15 protein-coding genes are annotated in these 17,750 nt (G+C 67.4%); 10 read left to right on the top strand and 5 right to left on the bottom strand.

The genetic code is table 11. The annotated features are described in order from the left end of the window. Window positions 1-83 precede the first annotated feature (83 nt). The 9 genes from Q0Q36_RS08945 (at window position 84) to Q0Q36_RS08985 (ending at window position 12,109) form a co-directional block, all read left to right on the top strand. Window positions 84-1,067 (top strand): bifunctional riboflavin kinase/FAD synthetase, encoded by a 984-nt coding sequence (locus Q0Q36_RS08945; protein ID WP_293797453.1) that lies wholly within the window; start codon window positions 84-86, stop codon window positions 1,065-1,067. Between the two features lie 204 nt (window positions 1,068-1,271). Further along, the gene (ileS, locus tag Q0Q36_RS08950) at window positions 1,272-4,286 is read left to right on the top strand and encodes an isoleucine--tRNA ligase (protein WP_293797454.1); all 3,015 of its coding nucleotides are present in this window, start codon (window positions 1,272-1,274) and stop codon (window positions 4,284-4,286) included. Beyond that, window positions 4,286-4,768 carry a signal peptidase II gene (lspA, locus tag Q0Q36_RS08955; RefSeq protein ID WP_293797455.1) on the top strand — a complete coding sequence of 161 codons (483 nt, stop codon included), beginning with the start codon at window positions 4,286-4,288 and terminating at the stop codon, window positions 4,766-4,768. Before ileS ends, lspA begins: the two co-directional genes overlap by 1 nt. Window positions 4,769-4,894: 126 nt before the next feature. Then, entirely contained in the window at window positions 4,895-5,539 is a 645-nt protein-coding gene (locus tag Q0Q36_RS08960) for a hypothetical protein (protein WP_293797456.1), read from the top strand. Between the two features lie 118 nt (window positions 5,540-5,657). Continuing rightward, the gene (locus Q0Q36_RS08965) at window positions 5,658-6,947 is read left to right on the top strand and encodes a pitrilysin family protein (RefSeq protein WP_293797458.1); all 1,290 of its coding nucleotides are present in this window, start codon (window positions 5,658-5,660) and stop codon (window positions 6,945-6,947) included. A gap of 57 nt (window positions 6,948-7,004) precedes the next feature. Next, window positions 7,005-8,300 carry a pitrilysin family protein gene (locus tag Q0Q36_RS08970; RefSeq protein ID WP_293797460.1) on the top strand — a complete coding sequence of 432 codons (1,296 nt, stop codon included), beginning with the start codon at window positions 7,005-7,007 and terminating at the stop codon, window positions 8,298-8,300. A gap of 36 nt (window positions 8,301-8,336) precedes the next feature. After that, window positions 8,337-9,662, top strand: coding sequence for a glucose-6-phosphate isomerase (locus Q0Q36_RS08975; RefSeq protein WP_293797462.1), 1,326 nt, complete (start codon window positions 8,337-8,339; stop codon window positions 9,660-9,662). 175 nt (window positions 9,663-9,837) lie between these two features. Beyond that, on the top strand, window positions 9,838-11,643 hold the full coding sequence (gene mutL, locus Q0Q36_RS08980) for a DNA mismatch repair endonuclease MutL (protein WP_293797463.1): 1,806 nt from the start codon (window positions 9,838-9,840) through the stop codon (window positions 11,641-11,643). A gap of 40 nt (window positions 11,644-11,683) precedes the next feature. Next, window positions 11,684-12,109: a GFA family protein gene (locus Q0Q36_RS08985; protein WP_293797464.1), complete on the top strand. Its 426-nt coding sequence runs from the start codon at window positions 11,684-11,686 to the stop codon at window positions 12,107-12,109. Between the two features lie 43 nt (window positions 12,110-12,152). Here Q0Q36_RS08985 and Q0Q36_RS08990 read toward each other — a convergent pair whose 3' ends face one another. From Q0Q36_RS08990 to Q0Q36_RS09000, 3 genes are all read right to left on the bottom strand, one after another. Next, window positions 12,153-12,524: a DUF2019 domain-containing protein gene (locus Q0Q36_RS08990; protein ID WP_293797466.1), complete on the bottom strand. Its 372-nt coding sequence runs from the start codon at window positions 12,522-12,524 to the stop codon at window positions 12,153-12,155. Between the two features lie 799 nt (window positions 12,525-13,323). Then, complete coding sequence (rsmD, locus tag Q0Q36_RS08995) at window positions 13,324-13,884, bottom strand: 16S rRNA (guanine(966)-N(2))-methyltransferase RsmD (protein WP_293797467.1); 561 nt, start codon at window positions 13,882-13,884, stop codon at window positions 13,324-13,326. A 3-nt stretch (window positions 13,885-13,887) separates the two neighbouring features. After that, a complete protein-coding gene (locus tag Q0Q36_RS09000; protein WP_293797510.1) occupies window positions 13,888-15,456 on the bottom strand; it encodes a pseudouridine synthase in 1,569 nt (522 codons plus the stop codon). Window positions 15,457-16,086: 630 nt separating this feature from the next. Between Q0Q36_RS09000 and Q0Q36_RS09005 the strand changes: the two genes are divergently transcribed. Then, on the top strand, window positions 16,087-16,551 hold the full coding sequence (locus Q0Q36_RS09005; RefSeq protein ID WP_293797468.1) for a nucleoside deaminase: 465 nt from the start codon (window positions 16,087-16,089) through the stop codon (window positions 16,549-16,551). Window positions 16,552-16,554: 3 nt separating this feature from the next. Here Q0Q36_RS09005 and Q0Q36_RS09010 read toward each other — a convergent pair whose 3' ends face one another. Beyond that, window positions 16,555-16,806, bottom strand: a complete 252-nt coding sequence (locus Q0Q36_RS09010; protein WP_293797469.1) for a hypothetical protein — start codon at window positions 16,804-16,806, stop codon at window positions 16,555-16,557. Window positions 16,807-16,908: 102 nt separating this feature from the next. Continuing rightward, complete coding sequence (locus Q0Q36_RS09015) at window positions 16,909-17,652, bottom strand: sulfite exporter TauE/SafE family protein (RefSeq protein ID WP_293797471.1); 744 nt, start codon at window positions 17,650-17,652, stop codon at window positions 16,909-16,911. Between the last annotated feature and the right edge of the window lie 98 nt (window positions 17,653-17,750).

Genomic DNA, 17,750 nt, shown 5'->3' on the forward strand with positions numbered 1-17,750 from the left:
CTCGCGGCCTTGACGCCCCGCCGGCCTTCGCCGCAAAGACGGTCATCGCTCCGTTTGCTGGGGCAGGTGGACGTTTCCGATTGATGCCATCCCAAGCCGATGCGCCCGCGCGCCCCGAGCCGACGGCCGTGGTCCTCGACCTCGACAAGTCCCTTCCGGATGCCTTGCGCGGTGCCGTGCTGGCGCTGGGCAATTTCGACGGCGTCCATCGCGGCCATGCCGAGCTGGCGCACCGCGCTGCGGCTCTTGCTACCGAACTTGGAAGCAGGCCCGCCGCCTTCACCTTCGAGCCGCACCCGCGCAGTATCTTTCGGCCCGAGGAACCGATTTTCCGCCTGACCTCGCCGCAGCTCAAGCTGGAACTGCTGGCCGATGCCGGCCTGCCGCAGGTCTTCGTCCTACCTTTCGATCGCGAGATCGCAGCGCTTCCCGCGGAGCAATTCGTCGATGACCTGCTGATCGGCAGGCTCGGCGCCGTCGGTCTCGTCTGCGGCTACGATTTCCATTTCGGCAAGGGGCGCACCGGATCGCCGGAGATGCTCCAGGCCCATGGCCTCGCTGCCGGCGTGCCCGTGTCTGTCGTGGCGCCCTATTCCTGGCAGGGCGAGCCGGTCTCCTCGACCCTGATCCGCTCCGCGCTGGAAGCCGGCGATGTCGCGCGCGCTGCGACCTTCCTGGGGCGGCCCTGGCTGGTGCGCGGCCTCATTGCCCATGGCGACAAGCGTGGCCGCGAGCTCGGCTACCCCACCGCCAATATGCAGCTCGCGCGCGACTGCAAGCTGCGCCACGGCATCTATGCCGTCCGCATGAAGATCGACGGGGTCTGGCATGACGGCGTCGCGAGCTTCGGCCGCCGCCCGACCTTCGATGACGGTGCGCCACGGCTCGAAACCTTCGTCTTCGACTTCTCTGGGGATCTCTATGGCCAGCGCGTCGATGTCGCCTTCGTCGACTGGCTGCGCGGCGAGGAGAAATTCGATTCGCTGGAGGCCCTGATCGTCCAGATGGATGCCGACAGCGCCCGCGCACGCGACATTCTGGCGAAGACGCCGGCCTTCCTTCCTTGAGCCGCGCCTGCTAGAAGCCCTGCATGCCCGCAGAACGCGCCATGCTGATCGATCTTTCCCGGCGAATTACGGGCCCGGCTGCCGCCTCGCGCTAGACAAGCGCGGGCGCTTGCGCAGTCCGGGTTGAAGACCGCTTTTCCCGTTTTACGCGTGGACGCCCGAAGCCCCTGACCGGCTCGCCGTCCCGACTGTCCGAGCCGGATGATGACCGACAAGACCAACACTGCCAAAGCCGCCGAGACCGCTGCCGACGGCGTCGATTATTCGCAGACGCTCTTCCTGCCCCAGACCGAATTCCCGATGCGCGCCGGCCTGCCGCAGCGCGAGCCGGAATTGCTGGCCCGCTGGGCGAAGATGGATCTCTACCGCAAGCTGCGCGAGGCTGGGCAGGGCAGGGACCGTTTCGTCCTGCATGACGGCCCTCCCTATGCCAACGGCAACATCCATATCGGCCACGCGCTGAACAAGGTCCTCAAGGACCTCGTCACGCGCTCGCAGCAGATGCTCGGCTACGATTCCAACTACGTGCCGGGTTGGGACTGCCACGGCCTGCCGATCGAGTGGAAGATCGAGGAGCAGTATCGCGCCAAGGGCCTGAACAAGGACGACGTCCCCGTCGTCGAGTTCCGCAAGGAGTGTCGCTCCTTCGCCGAGCACTGGGTCGATGTCCAGCGCGAGGAGTTCAAGCGCCTCGGCGTCGAGGGCGACTGGGCCAATCCCTATCTGACCATGGCCTATCCCGCAGAGGCGCAGATCGCCCGCGAGATCATGAAATTCGCCGAGACCGGCCAGCTCTATCGCGGCTCCAAGCCGGTGATGTGGTCGGTGGTCGAGAAGACTGCGCTGGCCGAGGCCGAGGTCGAGTACGAGGAGCACACGAGCGATACGATCTTCGTGCCGTTCCCGGTGCTGAACGGCCCGGCCGCGCTTGCCGGCGCCTCCATTGTCATCTGGACGACTACGCCCTGGACGATCCCGGGCAACCGCGCGATCTCCTACAGCAACAAGGTCGCTTATGGCCTCTACAAGGTCACGGCTGCGCCCGAGAACAACTGGGCCAAGACCGGCGCGACCTATATCCTCGCCAAGAACCTCGCCGAGAGCGTATTCAAAGCGGCGAAGGTCGAGGCTTTCGAGCTCGTCGCGGATGTCTCCGCCGATGATCTCGCGGCGCTGACCACCGCCCACCCGCTGCGCGGCCGTGGCTACGACTTCGTCGTCCCGCTGCTCGACGGCGACCATGTCACCGACGAGGCCGGTACGGGCTTCGTCCACACCGCGCCAAGCCATGGCCGCGAGGACTTCGACGTCTGGATGGCCAATGGCCGCCAACTCACCGAGCGCGGCATCGAGACCCGCATCCCTTACACCGTCGATGCCGATGGCCGCTTCACCACGGAGGCGCCGGGCTTCGAGGGCGCGCAGGTCATCACCGACAAGGGCGACAAGGGCAACGCCAACGACGTCGTCATCAAGGCGCTGGTCGAGGCCGGCAACATCATCGCGCGCGGCCGCCTGAAACATCAGTATCCGCATAGCTGGCGCTCGAAGAAGCCGGTGATCTTCCGCAACACGCCGCAATGGTTCATCGCCATGGACAAGCCGATCGGCGAGGCCGGCGCGTCGAATGCGGCCGATCCGCAGCCGGTCGCGGGCGGCAATGCCGATACGTTGCGCAACCGCGCGCTGAAGGCGATCAAGGAGACGGAGTGGGTTCCCGCCGCCGGCGAGAATCGCATCAACGGCATGATCGCCAACCGTCCGGACTGGGTCGTCTCGCGCCAGCGCGCCTGGGGCGTGCCGATCACCGTTTTCGTCGAGAAGGAGACGAAGGAGATCCTGGTTGACGCCAAGGTCAACGCCGCGATCGCGGAAGCCTTCGAGGCCGAGGGCGCGGATGCCTGGTTCACCGATATGGACGGCGCCCGCTTTCTGAAGCCCTTCGGCTATGATCCGACGCGGTACGAGCGCGTCACCGACGTGCTCGACGTCTGGTTCGATTCCGGCTCCACCCATGCCTTCACGCTGGAGAAGCGCGCCGACCTGAAGACGCACCGCATCGTCGATGGCGGCAAGGACAAGGTGATGTATCTCGAAGGCTCGGACCAGCATCGCGGCTGGTTCCATTCGAGCCTCTTGGAAAGCTGCGGCACGCGCGGCCGCGCGCCGTTCGACGTCGTCCTCACCCACGGCTTCTGCCTGGACGAGAAGGGCGAGAAGATGTCGAAGTCGAAGGGCAACGTCACTGCCCCCCAGACCGTCATCCAGGATTCCGGCGCCGATATCCTGCGCCTCTGGGTCGCGGCGGCCGATTATTCGGACGACCTGCGCATCGGCAAGGAGATCCTCAAGACCTTCGTCGAGACCTATCGCAAGCTGCGCAACACCATGCGCTGGATGCTCGGCACGCTCGCCCATTTCAACGAGGACATCCGCGTTTCCGAGGTGCAGTCCATGCCGGAACTGGAGCGGCTGATGCTGCACCGGCTCGCCGAGCTCGGCCCGCAGGTCGAGGAAGCCTATCGCACCTACGACTACAAGAAGGTCGTGTTCCTGCTCTCGCAGTTCATGAACACCGAGCTCTCGGCCTTCTATTTCGACGTGCGCAAGGACGCGCTCTATTGCGATCCGCTCTCCAGCCATGTCCGCAAGAGCGCGTTGACCGTCGTCGACCATCTCTTCCGGTGTCTCACGACCTGGCTCGCGCCGATCCTGGTCTTCACGGCCGAGGAAGCCTGGCTCGATCGCTATCCCGAGAAGAAGGCGGGCGAGGGCTCGGTCCATCTCGAACGCTTCGTCGAAGCGAAGGCGAGCTGGCTCGATCCGGAGCTCGCCGAACGCTGGGCCAAGATCCGCCGCGTGCGCCGCGTCGTCACCGGCGCGCTGGAGCTTGAGCGCGCAGCCAAGCGGATCGGCTCCTCGCTTGAAGCGGCGCCGCAGGTCTTCGTCTCCGACAGCGATCTCTATGCCGCCTTGTCGGGCGCCGATCTCGCCGAGATCAGCATCACCTCCGGCATCCGCGTCGAGAGCGGGGAGGGGCCGGCCGACGCTTTCCGTCTTGCCGATGTGCCCGGCGTCGCGGTCGTGCCGCATCGCGCGGGGGGCATCAAATGCGCTCGCTCCTGGAAGTATTTCGATCCGGCGACGGCCGACAAGGCTTATCCCCAGGTGACGCCGCGCGACGCCAAGGCTCTGAAGGAGCTGGGAGTGCGCGCCTGATGACGCCTGCCCGTCGTTTCGGCCTTGCCACGGTGCTGATCGTCTTCATCGCCGATCAGCTCTTGAAATGCTGGCTGCTCTACAGCGTCGGGTTGGCGCAGAACGGGCCGTTCGACCTCGCATCCTTCCTGACGATCGTCCTCGCCTGGAACCGGGGCATCTCCTACGGCCTGTTCCAGCAGGGCACGGATATCGGCCGCTGGTTCCTCGTGATCATCTCCTTTGTCGCTGCCATCTGGCTGTGGCGCTGGATGTGGCGCGAGCAGCGGCGCTTCACGGTGTTCAGCCTCGCGCTGATCATCGGCGGGGCGCTCGGCAACGGGCTCGATCGTGCCGTCTATGGCGCGGTCGTCGACTTCGTTCATTTCCATTGGGGCAGCTTTAGCTGGTATATCTTCAACATCGCTGACGTCGCGATCGTTGTCGGGGTGCTCGGCCTGCTATATGAGTCCTTTCGCCCGAGCGCGGAAAACACAGCTTAACGACGGCCTCGCCATTGTTTTGCCGTTCGTCTGGGTTCTAGAGCATCGGCTCGAAAAGTGGGGCGCGGTTTTCGGGCGAAGCCGATGCGAAATCACCGGACGAGATCGTCCGAAGGGAGATTTGACATGGCCGAACGCATTCGCGTGGCTCATCTGCTCATCGCCGGCGGGCTGATGCTCGGGGCGTCGCCCGCCTTTGCGCAGGACGGCATGCTGTTCAAGAACCTGATGGAAGGCACCTTCGGCAAGGGCGACGGGGCCGATATCGACTATCGTGAGCGCGCTCCGCTGGTCGTTCCGCCGAATTCGAACCTGCCGCCGCCGCAGCAACCCGCGAGCACGCGCAACGCCGCCTGGCCGAAGGATCCGGACGTGCAGCGCCGCAAGGAAGACAAGAACCGCCGCTACGTTCCCGCCGACGGCGTGAAGGACAACCCGCTATTGTCCGCCGAGGAAATCCGCCGCGGCCGCAGCACCACCGCGTCGCAGCAGACCGCCGCTCCCTATCGGGAGAACGACGTCTACAGCAACGTCATCCAGCCGATCCGCATCGGCAAGGAACAGGCCGCGCATTACAACGAGGAGGCTGAGAAACAGCTCTCCTACGGCTCCGAGCCGCCGCGCCGCACGCTGACCGAGCCGCCGACCGGCTATCGCCGCCCGGCTGGTACCGCCGCGCTCGGCCCCGGCGCGGGCGGCCCGGTCGAGGACACGCAGTCCTCCGGCGAGCGCGCGTTCGTGACGGGTCAGAAGCCCATGATAAACCGTTGAGACGGCCGCATGGCGGCGATGCCGCCTCTTGCCGAAACGCGATGGCTTGACCAAGTTGGCTATAGGGGCGGGCGCATCGTGCCCGCCCTTTCTTGTTTGAGCGTGGAGACGACCTGAGGTGAACAGTCATGCGCACCGGACCGATCTGGCGGATCCGGTCGAAACGTTTCGGTTGGCCAATGGCCTCGATGTCGTCGTTGTAAGGGATCGGCGTGCGCCGGTCGTCACCCACATGGTCTGGTATCGCAACGGTTCGGCCGATGATCCGGCCGGAAAGTCCGGCATCGCGCATTTCCTCGAACACCTGATGTTCAAGGGCACCGCGCGCTGGCCGGCAGGCGAATTCTCCAAGATCGTCGCTGGCTATGGCGGCCAGGAGAACGCCTTCACCTCCTTCGACTACACCGCCTATTTCCAGCGGGTACCGAAAGAGCATCTGCGCGCGATGATGGATTACGAGGCTGACCGGATGACCGGCCTCTCCTTCGACGAGACCGTCGTTGGACCGGAGCGTGACGTGGTGCTGGAGGAGCGGCGCATGCGTGTCGATTCCGACCCCGCGGCCCAGCTCGGCGAGGAATTTTCCGCTTCGCTGTTCTTTCATCACCCCTACGGCACGCCGATCATCGGCTGGGAGCACGAGATCGAGCGGCTGAACCGCGATGATGCTTTCGCTTATTACCAACGGTTCTACACGCCGGAAAACGCAATCCTCGTCGTCGCCGGCGACACAGATTCCGCCGAGGTCCGCCGCCTCGCCGAAGAGACTTACGGCAAGATCGCGGCCCGCGGCGCGGCCCCCGTCCGTTCCCGCCCGATCGAGCCGGAGCCGCGGGCCTCGCGCCGCGTGCAGCTCAACGACGCGCGCGTGCAGCAGCCCTCGCTGCGTCGCGGCTGGCTGACGCCGACCTATACGACCGGCGAACGTGAGGACGTTCTCGCGCTGGAGCTCGTTGCCGAAATCCTCGGCGGCGGCACCACCTCGCGGCTTTATCGCAAGCTTTGCGTCGAGGACGAGCTGGCCGCTGGCGCCAGCGCCTATTTCATGGGCTCGATGGTCGATCGCGCCGCCTTCCAGCTTTCCGCCAGCCCGCGCCCCGGCGTCGAGATGGCGGCGATGGAGGCTGGGCTCGATGCGGCGCTCGCCGCCTTCCTGGCGGATGGGCCGAGCGAGCTCGAATTGGCCCGCGCCCGCACCCGGCTGGTCGCCGAGACGGTCTTCGCCCGCGATAACCAGTCCTCGCTCGCCCGCATCTTCGGCTCGGCGCTGGCGGTCGGCGAAACCGTCGCGGACGTGCTCGCCTGGCCTGAGCGCATCGAGGCGGTCGGCCGCGAGGCCGTGGTCGAGGCGGCCCGCCGCTATCTCAAGCCTGACCGCAGCGTCACCGGCCTGCTGCTCCCGGCCTGACGCCGCCGTCCCTTGGTTGAATGGGCGAGGCCTCGCGTCCCGCCGACAGGAAGTGACATGAACGCCCCGATTCCGACGCCCAAGCTCAATACCGCCGGCCCCGCCATCGCCGTCCAGACCGTCCGCTCGCCCGGCGGCGTCGAGGCCTGGCTGGTCGAGGAGCACAGCCTGCCGCTGATCGCCGTCGATTTCGCCTTCGATGGCGGTGCCAGCCGCGATCCCGACAATGCTGCCGGCAGCGCCTATCTGATCTCCGGCCTGCTCGACGAGGGTGCAGGCGATCTCGATGCCGAGGCCTTCCAGGGCCGGATGGCCGACCATGCCATCAGCCTCGGCTTCGATGCCCGCCGTGACGATTTCCACGGCTATCTTCAGACGCTCTCGACGCATCGCGACACCGCCTTCGAGCTCCTCGGGCTGGCGCTCAACCAGCCGCGCTTCGATGCCGATGCCGTCGCCCGCGTCCGAGCGCAGATCATCGCCGGCTTGCAGCGCCAGGCGAAGAATCCCGAGGTGATGTGCCGCAACGCCCTCTATGCTGCGGCCTTCCCGGGCCATGCCTATGGCCGGCCCGAGAAGGGCGATATCGACAGCGTCTCCCGGCTGGAAGCGCCTGCGCTCAAGGCGCTGCGGCCGGTGCTGCTCGACCGCGCCGGGCTCAGGATCGTCGTGGTCGGCGACATCACCGCTGCCGAGCTCGCCGGCCGGCTCGATGCGCTCTTCGGCGGCCTGCCCAAGGGCGAGGCGCGCCAGCGCCCGGCGCAGCCCCTGCCGATCCAGGGGCTCGGCCAGACCCATGTCATCGATCTCGACGTTCCGCAGACCGTGCTGCGCTTCGTCGGTCCCGGCCTGATGTGGGACGATCCGGATTTCATCACTGCCAGCGTGCTGAACCATATCCTCGGCGGCTCGGCCTTCACCTCGCGCCTCTTCATGGAAGTGCGCGAGAAGCGCGGCCTCGCCTATGGCGTCTCCTCCAGCCTGATGCCGTTGCGCGAGAGCGCCATGCTGGTCGGCGGCACCGCCACTCGCAACGACCGCGCGGCTGAGTCCATGAAGGTGATCCGCGAGGAGATGCTGAAGCTCGCCGAGGAAGGCCCGACCGAGCACGAGGTCGAGGAGGCCAAGCGCTATATCATCGGCTCCTACCCGCTGCGCTTCGACACCTCGCCGAAGATCGCCGGGGAGTTGCTGGCGCTCGCTTTGCGCGGCGACACGCCGGATTTCCTCGCCCGCCGCAACGGTCTTTTCGCCGCGGTGACGCTCGCCGACGTCAAGCGCGTCGCGCAGCGCCTCTTCGGCAACCCCGACCTGCTCGTGCAGGCGGTTGGCAAGCCCGTCGGGCTGGTCTGAAATAGACTTCGTCTTCTCGTCGCTACGGATAGGTTCATGCTCCAGCAAAGCTTCGATCTCGCGCTCGAATCCAAGGTCGGCAAGGGAGGCATTCCCGACGCGGCCTTCGAGGCTGCGCTGGCCGATCTCAAGCCCGCGCTGGCGAAATTGCAGGGGCAGGCCAAGGACGGCACGCTGCCACTGCTGAAGCTGCCGAGCGACACGGCCGATCTCGGCCCCGTGAAGGCTGCAGCCAATCGGTTGAAATCCGGCGGCACGACCGATGTCCTGGTGCTCGGCACTGGCGGCTCCAGCCTCGGCGGTCAGACCCTGGCACAGCTCACCGGCTACGGCATTGCTGGCCTCTCGCAGTTCACGCCCGGCCCGCATGTCCATTTCATCGACAATCTCGACCCGGCGACCTACGCGGCCCTGCTCGCCAAGCTGCCGCTCAAGACCACCAAATTCGTCGCCATCTCGAAATCGGGTGGCACCGGCGAGACCCTGCTGCAGTCGATCGCGGCGATCGAGGCCTTGCGCGGCGCGCATCTCAGCGACCAGCAGATCGGCCAGCATTTCGAGGGCCTGTCCGAACCGGCCAAGCCCGGCAAGCTGCATCCGCTGCGCGCGTTGCTCGAACCCTTCGGCACGCCTTTCCTCGAGCATCATACCGATGTCGGCGGGCGTTACTCGGTGCTGACCAATTGCGGCCTTCTGCCGGCTGCCGTACTCGGCCTCGATATCGAAGCGCTTCGGCTCGGTGCCAGCCGGGCGGTCGCCCCGCTCTTCGCCGGCAAGGACGTTCGCGAGACGCCGGCTGCAATTGGTGCCGCCCTGCATCTCGCCGCCATGCGCTCGGGCAAGAACATCGCCGTGCTCATGCCCTATGCCGACAAGCTTGCCTTGCTCACCCGCTGGTGGATGCAGCTCTGGGCCGAGAGCCTCGGCAAGGACGGGCAGGGCACGCAGCCCGTCGGCGCGCTCGGCCCGGTCGACCAGCATTCGCAGCAGCAGCTCTATCTCGCCGGGCCCAAGGACAAGTTCTTTACGGTTGTGACGACCGGTGTGAAGGGCAAGGGGCCGCAGATCGACGCCGCTCTCGCCGAGAAGATCGGCCAGGCCGATTTCGCCGGCAAGACGATCGGCGACATGGTGGCGGCGCAAGGCATCGCCATGATCGATACCTTCGCCAAGAATGGCTGCGCGGTCCGCCGCTTCCATGTCGAGCGCATCGACGAGACTAGCCATGGCGAGATGCTGATGCATTTCATGCTGGAGACGATCCTGACCGGTTACGCCATGGGCGTGGACCCGTTCGACCAGCCGGCTGTGGAGGAGGCGAAGCTCCTCGCCAAGCGCTATCTTGCCGAAGGGCGGGCCTGAGTCGGTTCGGCCTGCCTCGCCGTCATTCCGGGGCAAGCCGCAGGCTTGAGCCCGGAACCCATAACCGCAGGTCCAGCATGGTTCTCTCGACCGCAGCAGCCCTTCTTGGCGGGCTCCGGTGTTCATGGATCCCGGGCTCTTCGCTGACGCGAAGCCCCGTAACGACGAAGATCCCATGACCGTCCGCCGCCTCGATCCTGTTCTGGTCGATCGCATCGCCGCCGGCGAGGTAATCGAGCGGCCGGCTGCGGCCGTGAAGGAACTCGTCGAGAACGCGATCGATGCCGGCGCGCGTTCGATCGCCGTCACCATCCAGGGCGGCGGGCGCGAACTGATCCGCGTCGTAGATGACGGCGCCGGTATGACGCCCGATGACCTCGAGCTCGCGGTCGACCGGCATGCCACCTCGAAGCTCCCCGACGGCGACCTCTTCGCCATCGACACGCTGGGCTTCCGCGGCGAGGCCTTGCCTTCGATCGGCTCGGTCGCCCGGCTCTCGATCGCGACGCGACGGCGCGATGCCGCGCAGGGCTCCAGCCTCGTCGTCGAGGCCGGCGAGAAGGGCGTCGTCCGCCCCGTCGCTGCGGCGCCCGGTACGCGCATCGAGGTCTCGGACCTCTTCATCTTCACCCCGGCCCGCCTGAAATTCCTCAAGAGCGACCGCGCCGAGGCGCAGGCCGTCTCCGAGATGCTCCGGCGCCTCGCCATCGCCCATCCCGAAATCCGCTTCTCGCTCGAAGGCGAGCATATCAGCGCCTTCGACTGGCCGGCCGAGCCGATCGGCGAGGAGGGGTTGCTGCGCCGTCTCGGCCGGGCGCTCGGCCGTGACTTCCCCGAGAACGCATTGCGCATCGAAGCCGAGCGCGAAGGCTTCGGCATCTCCGGCTTCGCCGGCCTGCCGACATTCCATCGAGGCACCTCGGCCGGCGTGCATCTTTCCGTCAATGGCCGGCCGGTGCGCGACAAGCTGCTGCTCTCGGCGGTGCGCGGCGCCTATGCCGATGTCGTGCCCTCGGACCGGCATCCGGTGCTCTTCCTCGATATCGGTTGCGACCCGCGCTCGGTCGACGTCAACGTCCACCCCGCCAAGAGCGAGGTGCGTTTCCGCGATCCCGCCCTGGTGCGCGGCCTCGTCGTCTCCGGACTGAAGGCGGCGCTCGCCGCCGCCGGCCATCGCGCCACCACCACGGGCGGCGCCCGCACGCTCGATGCCTTCCGCGCCGTGCTCTCGATGGGCGGCAGCGGCAATGCGATCCCGCGTCCTTCCTTTTCCCAGGCGTCAAGCTGGAATGCGCCAGCCCCGCTCCCGATGAGCGCCCCGCAATCCGGCTTCTCGGATTTCGCCGCGCCCTCAGCCGATGCCCGCGCGCATCTCGCTGAGCCTTCGCCCGACGCGCTCGACCGGCCGCTTGGCGCGGCCCGCGCCCAGGTCCACGAAACCTATATCGTCGCCCAGACCCGCGAGGGCGTCGTCATCGTCGACCAGCACGCCGCCCATGAGCGGCTGGTCTATGAGCGCCTCAAGGCCGAGCGCGCCCGCAACGGCATCGCCCGCCAGCCTCTGCTGCTGCCCGAAGTGGTCGAGCTCGACCCAGTCGATGCCGACCGCCTGATCGCGGCGGGCGGCGAGCTCGAAAGCCTCGGCCTTGTCCTCGAATCCTTCGGACCCGGCGCGGTTCTGGTGCGCGAGGCGCCGAGCCAGCTCGCCGGCGGCAATCTCCAGCGTCTCGTCCGCGATGTCGCCGACGCGCTGGCCGAGCACGGCACGGCCGGCTCATTGGAGCGCCGGCTCGACCATGTGCTGGCGACGATGGCCTGCCACAATTCGGTCCGCGCCGGCCGCCGCATGCGCCCCGAGGAGATGGACGCGCTTTTGCGCGAGATGGAGATCACGCCCAATTCCGGCCAATGCAACCACGGCCGGCCGACCTATGTCGAACTGAAGCTCTCGGATATCGAGAAGCTGTTCGGGCGGCGCTGAGCGCGTATAAGGCGCCGGAATAGCAAGCGAGGAGACGGCGATGGCAGGCGAGACGATCGTTCAGGCAGCCTGTCACTGCAAAAGCGTCCGCTTCGAAGCGACCTTAACCGACGGCATGAACACTGCGCGGCGCTGCGATTGCTCGTTCTGCCGCATGCGCGGCGCGGTGGTCGTTTCGGCGAGCGAGGTCCGGATCGTCGCGGGCGAGGACAAGCTCGGCGAGTACCAGTTCAACACCCGGACGGCGAAGCACTATTTCTGCCTGGGCTGCGGCATCTACACCCATCACCAGCGGCGTTCGAGCCCCGGCGAGCTTGGGGTCAACGTCGCCTGCATCGACGGCGCCAGCCCCTTCGATTTCCGGGAGCTGCAAGTCAAGGACGGCATCAATCATACTAGCGATATGCCCGCGGGTTCAAAGCCGAGGATCGCGGGGATGCTCCGATATGAGCCGGGCGGGGGATAGGAAGGCTTGCCGTACGTAGTGCCGCTCCCAGTCTGGCTGAAGCTCAAGTCGGCCGGTAGAAGCCGGAATCAAGATTTTCGAGCGTCATACCGGCGTCGCCGGCTTGTGGAAACCATTGTGAATCAACGATGGCCTGCAGCTCGCGCCTTGCGGCGATGTAATCGACTGCCAAATTGGCATGCGCGGCCGTCAGGCGGACTTGCATGTTGGGGTGTCCAAACAAGCTCATAAGGATTCGCCGTTGGTCTCCTGGGCGGGATTTGAGCTCGCTCTGGATGGCTAGGATTTTATCGTATCGCCTGTTGTAACTGGCGATCGCATTGCCCTCCAAGTCGTCGTATTGTTTGACGCAAAGTTGTTCGAAGAGGTTTTTAAGCTCTTCATTTGTAAGTAATTTTAGCTTTGACGGAGTCATTTTAAGACCTTGAAACGCCTGAGGGCTCGATGTCCGATTTCCACGTGCTCCGCCCAACTCCGGTTTCGAAGATAGTCCCGAGGTGCTAGATTGCCGTATTCGGGGTTTTTCTTTGCATACCATCCCGTGATGTCATGGTGCTTGTATCGGGGGATGCTGACCACGTTGTCCAGGCCATCGATATCCGAGCGCGCGAAACCTTCGCGAGATCCGGCGCCCTGTTCGACGATGTGATGGTCGTCGTAGCCAGCCCGCTTCTTGCCGACATGCTCCTGAAGCTCACCAAGGGATTTCGGCTCGTCCTGATAGGATCGAATGGCTTGGTATTCCGAGTAAAGCCAATGCCCGACTCCGATCGTGGTGAGGATTGCGCCGACCGGGCCAGCGCGTCGTAGCGCTTGGAGCGCGATCGCACGGGCCAGCGCCTTCGCAGCCTGTGTTTTCGAGGGGCTCGCTTGAGGCAGGTTGAGCGCCGGACCGCGATTGTGCCCGATACCGGGCTGTCGGCTCTCGCCGGAGCCTTCGCTGCCGGCCCATTACCCGCCCTCGGGGCTGCCCGCTGGTACGCGCGGCTGGTCAGGGTTGAAACCGCCTTTCTCGACGAGCGCTCGCAGGCGGGCGAGGGCCCGCATCATGCGCTCGCCCGCGGCATGGCACGCGAACGCGCGGCGGCGAGCCATCAGCACGGGCCCGCAAGGTTCAGTTGATTGGAGGATTGGCATCCGGCGCTAGGTCTCCGCGGCGGATGCGGAGATTAAGCGCGGAAATGCAGCCGGGGATAAGGTCTCGCGGCGCTCGCCTACGCGACCCGCAGCAGCAGAACCTGCGTCTCGCCATAAGCCCGCCGCTCCAGCTCCCCGAAGCCGTCGGGCAGGCCGATCTCGGCATCGGCTGCCTCTTCCAGCACGATCAGCGCCTCCGGCGCGAGCCAGCCGCCTTCACGGGCTGAGACCAACGCCTTCTCGCCCAGACCCTTGCGATAGGGCGGGTCGCAGAAGACGAGGCCGAACGGCGCCATGCCGGTGATCGGGCCGAGCTTTGTGGCGTCGCGGCGGAAGATCCGGCTGAAGCCGGCGAGACCGAGCGTCATCTGGTTCTCGCGGATGATGCCGCGTGCCTCCGTGCCGTCATCGACCAGCAGCGCGAAGCCTGCGCCGCGCGACAAGGCCTCGAAGCCGAGCGCGCCCGTGCCGGCGAAGAGGTCGAGCACGCGTGCGCCCTCGACCGTGTCGCCATAAGCATGGACGAGCACGTTGAACAGGGATTCGCGCAAACGGTCCGAGGTCGGCCGGATGCTGCCGATCCCCGGTTTCGGGCCGGCCAGAGGCCGGCCGCCCAAGCGTCCGCCGACGATCCGCATCGCTTAGTCGCGCTTGCCGCCGCCGGATGGACGCGGTCCCTTGCCGCCGCCACCGGGGCGCGGCCCGCGGCCACCGCCCGGCTTGCCGCCGAAGGGCCGCCCGCCGCCGGTGGGACGATCCGAGGAGCGCGGCCCGAAGCCCTTGCCGCCCGGCTTGTCGCCGAAGCTGCGGCCGCGCGGCCGATCTTCAGCCGAGCGCTCGCGGAAGGCGCGGGCAGGGCGCTCGGCGCCGTCGCGTGGGGGGCGGTCGGGACGGTCGCCACGCGGGGCGCGATCTTCCCAGGGATGATCACCGCCGCGATCGCGTCCGCCGGCCTCGCTGCGCGGGCGCCGGGCCGGCCGTTCGTCACCGCCGGTGCGCGAGAGGGGACGCGACGTGCGCATCTCGTCGCCCCCGCGCTCTTGGGCACCGCGCTGCTGGCGCGGCATGCGGTCCGGCCTGCGCTTGCTCTCGCGGGCGGGCGCGTCGCGTTCCTCGGCCACCGGGGCGCTGACGCGCTCGACCAGCACGCGCCGACCCTTGGGGTCGGCGATCGGCGTATCGCGGCGACGCTTCACCTCGCCGGTCGCCTCGCGCTCCTGCCGTTCCAGCTTCGGATCGGCGCCGCGGCGCGGCGGCGCCTTGCGGGCGCGCTGCGGCTCGGCCTCGGCATCGCGCCAGGTCGTGCGGGTCCAGGGCTTGTCGCCGCGCAATTCGCGCACGGCATCGCGGCGCGCCTCGTGTTCATCCTCGTCGACTTCGCGGCGGCGGCGCGGGCGGTCGTCGCCAGCCGGGGCCGGACGCGGCGCGGCGGGCAGAGCGTCGCGTCGCGGCGATTCGAAATCGGCGCCGGCCTTGGCCGCGAGTTCGGTGCCGAGCTGGTCCTGCAGCACGCGCGAACGGATCTCGTCGACCTCGCCCTCTTCAAGCTCGCCGAGTTGGAACGGGCCGAAGGAGATGCGGATCAGCCGGTTCACCGTCAGCCCGAGATGCTCGAGCACGGTCTTGACCTCGCGGTTCTTGCCCTCGCGCAGATCGACCGTCAGCCAGGTGTTGAAGCCCTGCTGGCGCTCGAAGCGGGCGGTCACCGGCCCGTACTGGATGCCGTCGATGGTGACGCCGTCCTTGACCGTGTCGAGCACGTCCTGCGTGACCTCGCCAAAGGCGCGCACGCGGTAGCGGCGCAGCCAGCCGGTCTCCGGCAGTTCCAGCACGCGCGCCAGCCCGCCATCGTTAGTCAGCAGCAGCAGGCCTTCGGTGTTGATGTCGAGCCGGCCGATGGTCAGCACGCGCGGCAGGTCTTCCGGCAGCACGTCGAAGACGGTCGGGCGGCCTTCCGGGTCGAAATTGGTCGTCACCACGCCGCGGGGCTTGTGGTAGAGCCACAGCCGCGTGCGCTCGCGGGCCGGCAAGGGCTCGCCGTCGATCAGCACGATATCGGTCGGCTTCACGTCGAAGGCCGGGCTTTCCAGCACAGTGCCGTTCACGCTGACGCGGCCTTCCGCGATCATCGCCTCGCTGTCGCGGCGCGAGGCGACGCCGGCCCGCGCCATCACCTTGGCAATGCGCTCCGGCTCCTCCGCCGTGATCAGCTTGCGCTCGGGCTGAGCCTCGCGCGGGCGGCGCGGACGGTCATCCTGGCCCTCGAAGCGTGGCCCGCGCGGACGCGAAAAGCGCTTCTCGCCATCGCGGCCCTCGCCACGCGGCGGCCGGTCGCCTTGCGGCCGATCACGGCCGGCGAAGGGGCGATCGCCCGTGCGGGCCGGGCGGCGCGGACGCTCTTCACCCGAACGCTCGCGGAAGCCGCGGCCTTCGCCCTCGGCCCTGGTGCGGACCGGGCGGTCGCCATCGAAGCGGCGCGGGCGCGGAGCGTCACCCTCGGCGCCTGCAGGGCGCTCGAAACGGCGGGCCGGACGTTCGTCGCCGGCCGAATGGCCGCGGAAGGGCTTGCGTTCGCCATCGCGCGCAGGGCCGCGGCCCTCGCCGCCGGAGCGACCGCCGAAACTCTTGCCACCGAAGCCTTTGCCGCCGGGGCCACGGCCGCCGGCGCCGCCACCCTTGCGCGGGCCGCGGCCTCTGTTGTTGTCGTCGTCTTTCATGGTTGCTCCTGAGCCGGCCGAGCACAACCGCTTTGCGGGAAAGGCCTGGCTCGCTTATTCGCTATGACCGGCGCTTGTAGCAGAGGCTTTCCCTTGCTGCGAGCGCCAAAACCGGGGTTTTCGATGTCGCCGCCGCAACACTCATCCACGATCGACGCCATGGCGCTCGCCTTCGACGAGGCGAAGGCCGCTGCTTTGCGCGGCGAGGTGCCGGTCGGCGCGGTCGTGGTGCGTGACGGAACGCTTCTCGCCAGCGCCGGCAACCGCACGCTGGAACTGAAGGACCCGACCGCCCATGCCGAGATGCTGGCGCTCCGACTCGCCTGCAACGCGATCGGCAGCGAGCGCCTGATCGGCTGCGACCTCTACGTCACGCTCGAACCCTGCCCGATGTGCGCGGCGGCGATCTCGTTTTCGCGGATCAGGCGGCTCTATTTCGGTGCAGGCGATCCGAAGGGCGGCGCGGTCGAGAACGGCGTCAGGCTCTATGAGAGCCCGACTTGCCACCATGTGCCGGAGATTTATGGCGGGTTGCGCGAGACGGAAGCCGCGGCCCTGCTCCGGGATTTCTTCCGCGAGCGGCGCTGAGGCTCAGGTATCCGACGAGGCGATACCGAACTTCGCCGCGAGCTGCGCGCGGTCCATGCAGGAGACGTCGTAGGTCACTTGCCGGCCCTTGAACTCAGGTCGCTTGCCGAATTCTTTCGTCATCGAACGGATGGTGTCGTCGACCCGTGCTTCGCAGGCCTGCACGGTGGTGAAATCCATTTCGCTGATGCGGCTGGTCGCGCAATGCGCCTCGCCAGCGACGCAGGCCATGACGACCATGGTGAAGGCATCCATGCGAGGCGCTCCTGTTGCTGCCCGTCGAGGCTGCGCCCGTATGGTGAACGCTTGGTTAAGCCCGGCGATGCCGCCCCGCTTGCCCAAGCAAGGGCCGGACCATCAGCCGAGGCTGCGCCAGCAGAGATAGGCGCCCAAAGCCAGCAGCCCGGCGAAGAAGCAGATCTTGAAGGTCGCGGGCGAGATGCGGCTGCGGATGAACTGCCCACCGCCCATGCCGATCAGGGCCGGTACCAGAGCGAGCAGCGACTGCCAGGCGACGGTGCCGTTGAGAGCGCCGGCCCCGATCAGGCCGAAGGAGAGCGCCAGCGTCGAGACGATGAAGGAGATGCCGAGCGCCTGCACCAGCTCGTCCTTGTCGAAGCCGAGCGCCTGCAGATAGGGCACGGCCGGCAGCACGAACACGCCGGTCGCAGCCGTGACCACACCGGTGGTGAAACCGACGACGGGGCCGAGCCAGCCTTCCCAACGCGCGGGCACGCGCAGCTTCGCCGCCTTGAGTCCGACCAGCGCATAGAGGATGAGTGCCGCGCCCAGCCAGAGCGTGGCGCTGCCACCCTTCTGCTGCTGCAATAGCCCGGCTCCGGCCCAGGTGCCCAGGCAGATCGTGGCGAGCATTGGCCAGAGCCGGTGCAAGGTAGACAGCAGTTTCGGCCCGGTCGCGATCTGCCAGCCATTGGTGACGAGGTTGGGTACGACCAGGAGCGCCGCCGCCTGCGCCGGGGCCATGACCACGCCGAGGATGCCGACCGCGATGGTCGGCAATCCCAGCCCGATCACACCCTTGACGAAGCCGGCGAGCACGAAGGTCGCGGTGATGAAGAGGAGGAGAGTCGTGTTGTCCATGCCTCGCTTGTGGCATCGCTGACGGCGGCTGTCGCGACCCGATGCTACGGCGGTCGCCGTAGCGTTCCCGCTTGCGGCGATGGCGGGATGGAGCATCA

It is taken from the genome of uncultured Allobosea sp. (genome assembly GCF_945957345.1).
In the GTDB taxonomy this organism is placed as follows: Bacteria; Pseudomonadota; Alphaproteobacteria; order Rhizobiales; family Beijerinckiaceae; genus Allobosea.

What these genes read in the sequence shown, in the direction of transcription:
- Q0Q36_RS08945 (WP_293797453.1), top strand. Translation starts at nt 84, where the DNA reads ATGCCATCCCAAGCCGATGCGCCCGCGCGCCCCGAGCCGACGGCCGTG.
- ileS (WP_293797454.1), top strand. Translation starts at nt 1,272, where the DNA reads ATGACCGACAAGACCAACACTGCCAAAGCCGCCGAGACCGCTGCCGAC.
- lspA (WP_293797455.1), top strand. Translation starts at nt 4,286, where the DNA reads ATGACGCCTGCCCGTCGTTTCGGCCTTGCCACGGTGCTGATCGTCTTC.
- Q0Q36_RS08960 (WP_293797456.1), top strand. Translation starts at nt 4,895, where the DNA reads ATGGCCGAACGCATTCGCGTGGCTCATCTGCTCATCGCCGGCGGGCTG.
- Q0Q36_RS08970 (WP_293797460.1), top strand. Translation starts at nt 7,005, where the DNA reads ATGAACGCCCCGATTCCGACGCCCAAGCTCAATACCGCCGGCCCCGCC.
- Q0Q36_RS08975 (WP_293797462.1), top strand. Translation starts at nt 8,337, where the DNA reads ATGCTCCAGCAAAGCTTCGATCTCGCGCTCGAATCCAAGGTCGGCAAG.
- mutL (WP_293797463.1), top strand. Translation starts at nt 9,838, where the DNA reads ATGACCGTCCGCCGCCTCGATCCTGTTCTGGTCGATCGCATCGCCGCC.
- Q0Q36_RS08985 (WP_293797464.1), top strand. Translation starts at nt 11,684, where the DNA reads ATGGCAGGCGAGACGATCGTTCAGGCAGCCTGTCACTGCAAAAGCGTC.
- Q0Q36_RS08990 (WP_293797466.1), bottom strand. Translation starts at nt 12,524, where the DNA reads ATGACTCCGTCAAAGCTAAAATTACTTACAAATGAAGAGCTTAAAAAC.
- rsmD (WP_293797467.1), bottom strand. Translation starts at nt 13,884, where the DNA reads ATGCGGATCGTCGGCGGACGCTTGGGCGGCCGGCCTCTGGCCGGCCCG.
- Q0Q36_RS09005 (WP_293797468.1), top strand. Translation starts at nt 16,087, where the DNA reads ATGTCGCCGCCGCAACACTCATCCACGATCGACGCCATGGCGCTCGCC.
- Q0Q36_RS09010 (WP_293797469.1), bottom strand. Translation starts at nt 16,806, where the DNA reads ATGGATGCCTTCACCATGGTCGTCATGGCCTGCGTCGCTGGCGAGGCG.
- Q0Q36_RS09015 (WP_293797471.1), bottom strand. Translation starts at nt 17,652, where the DNA reads ATGGACAACACGACTCTCCTCCTCTTCATCACCGCGACCTTCGTGCTC.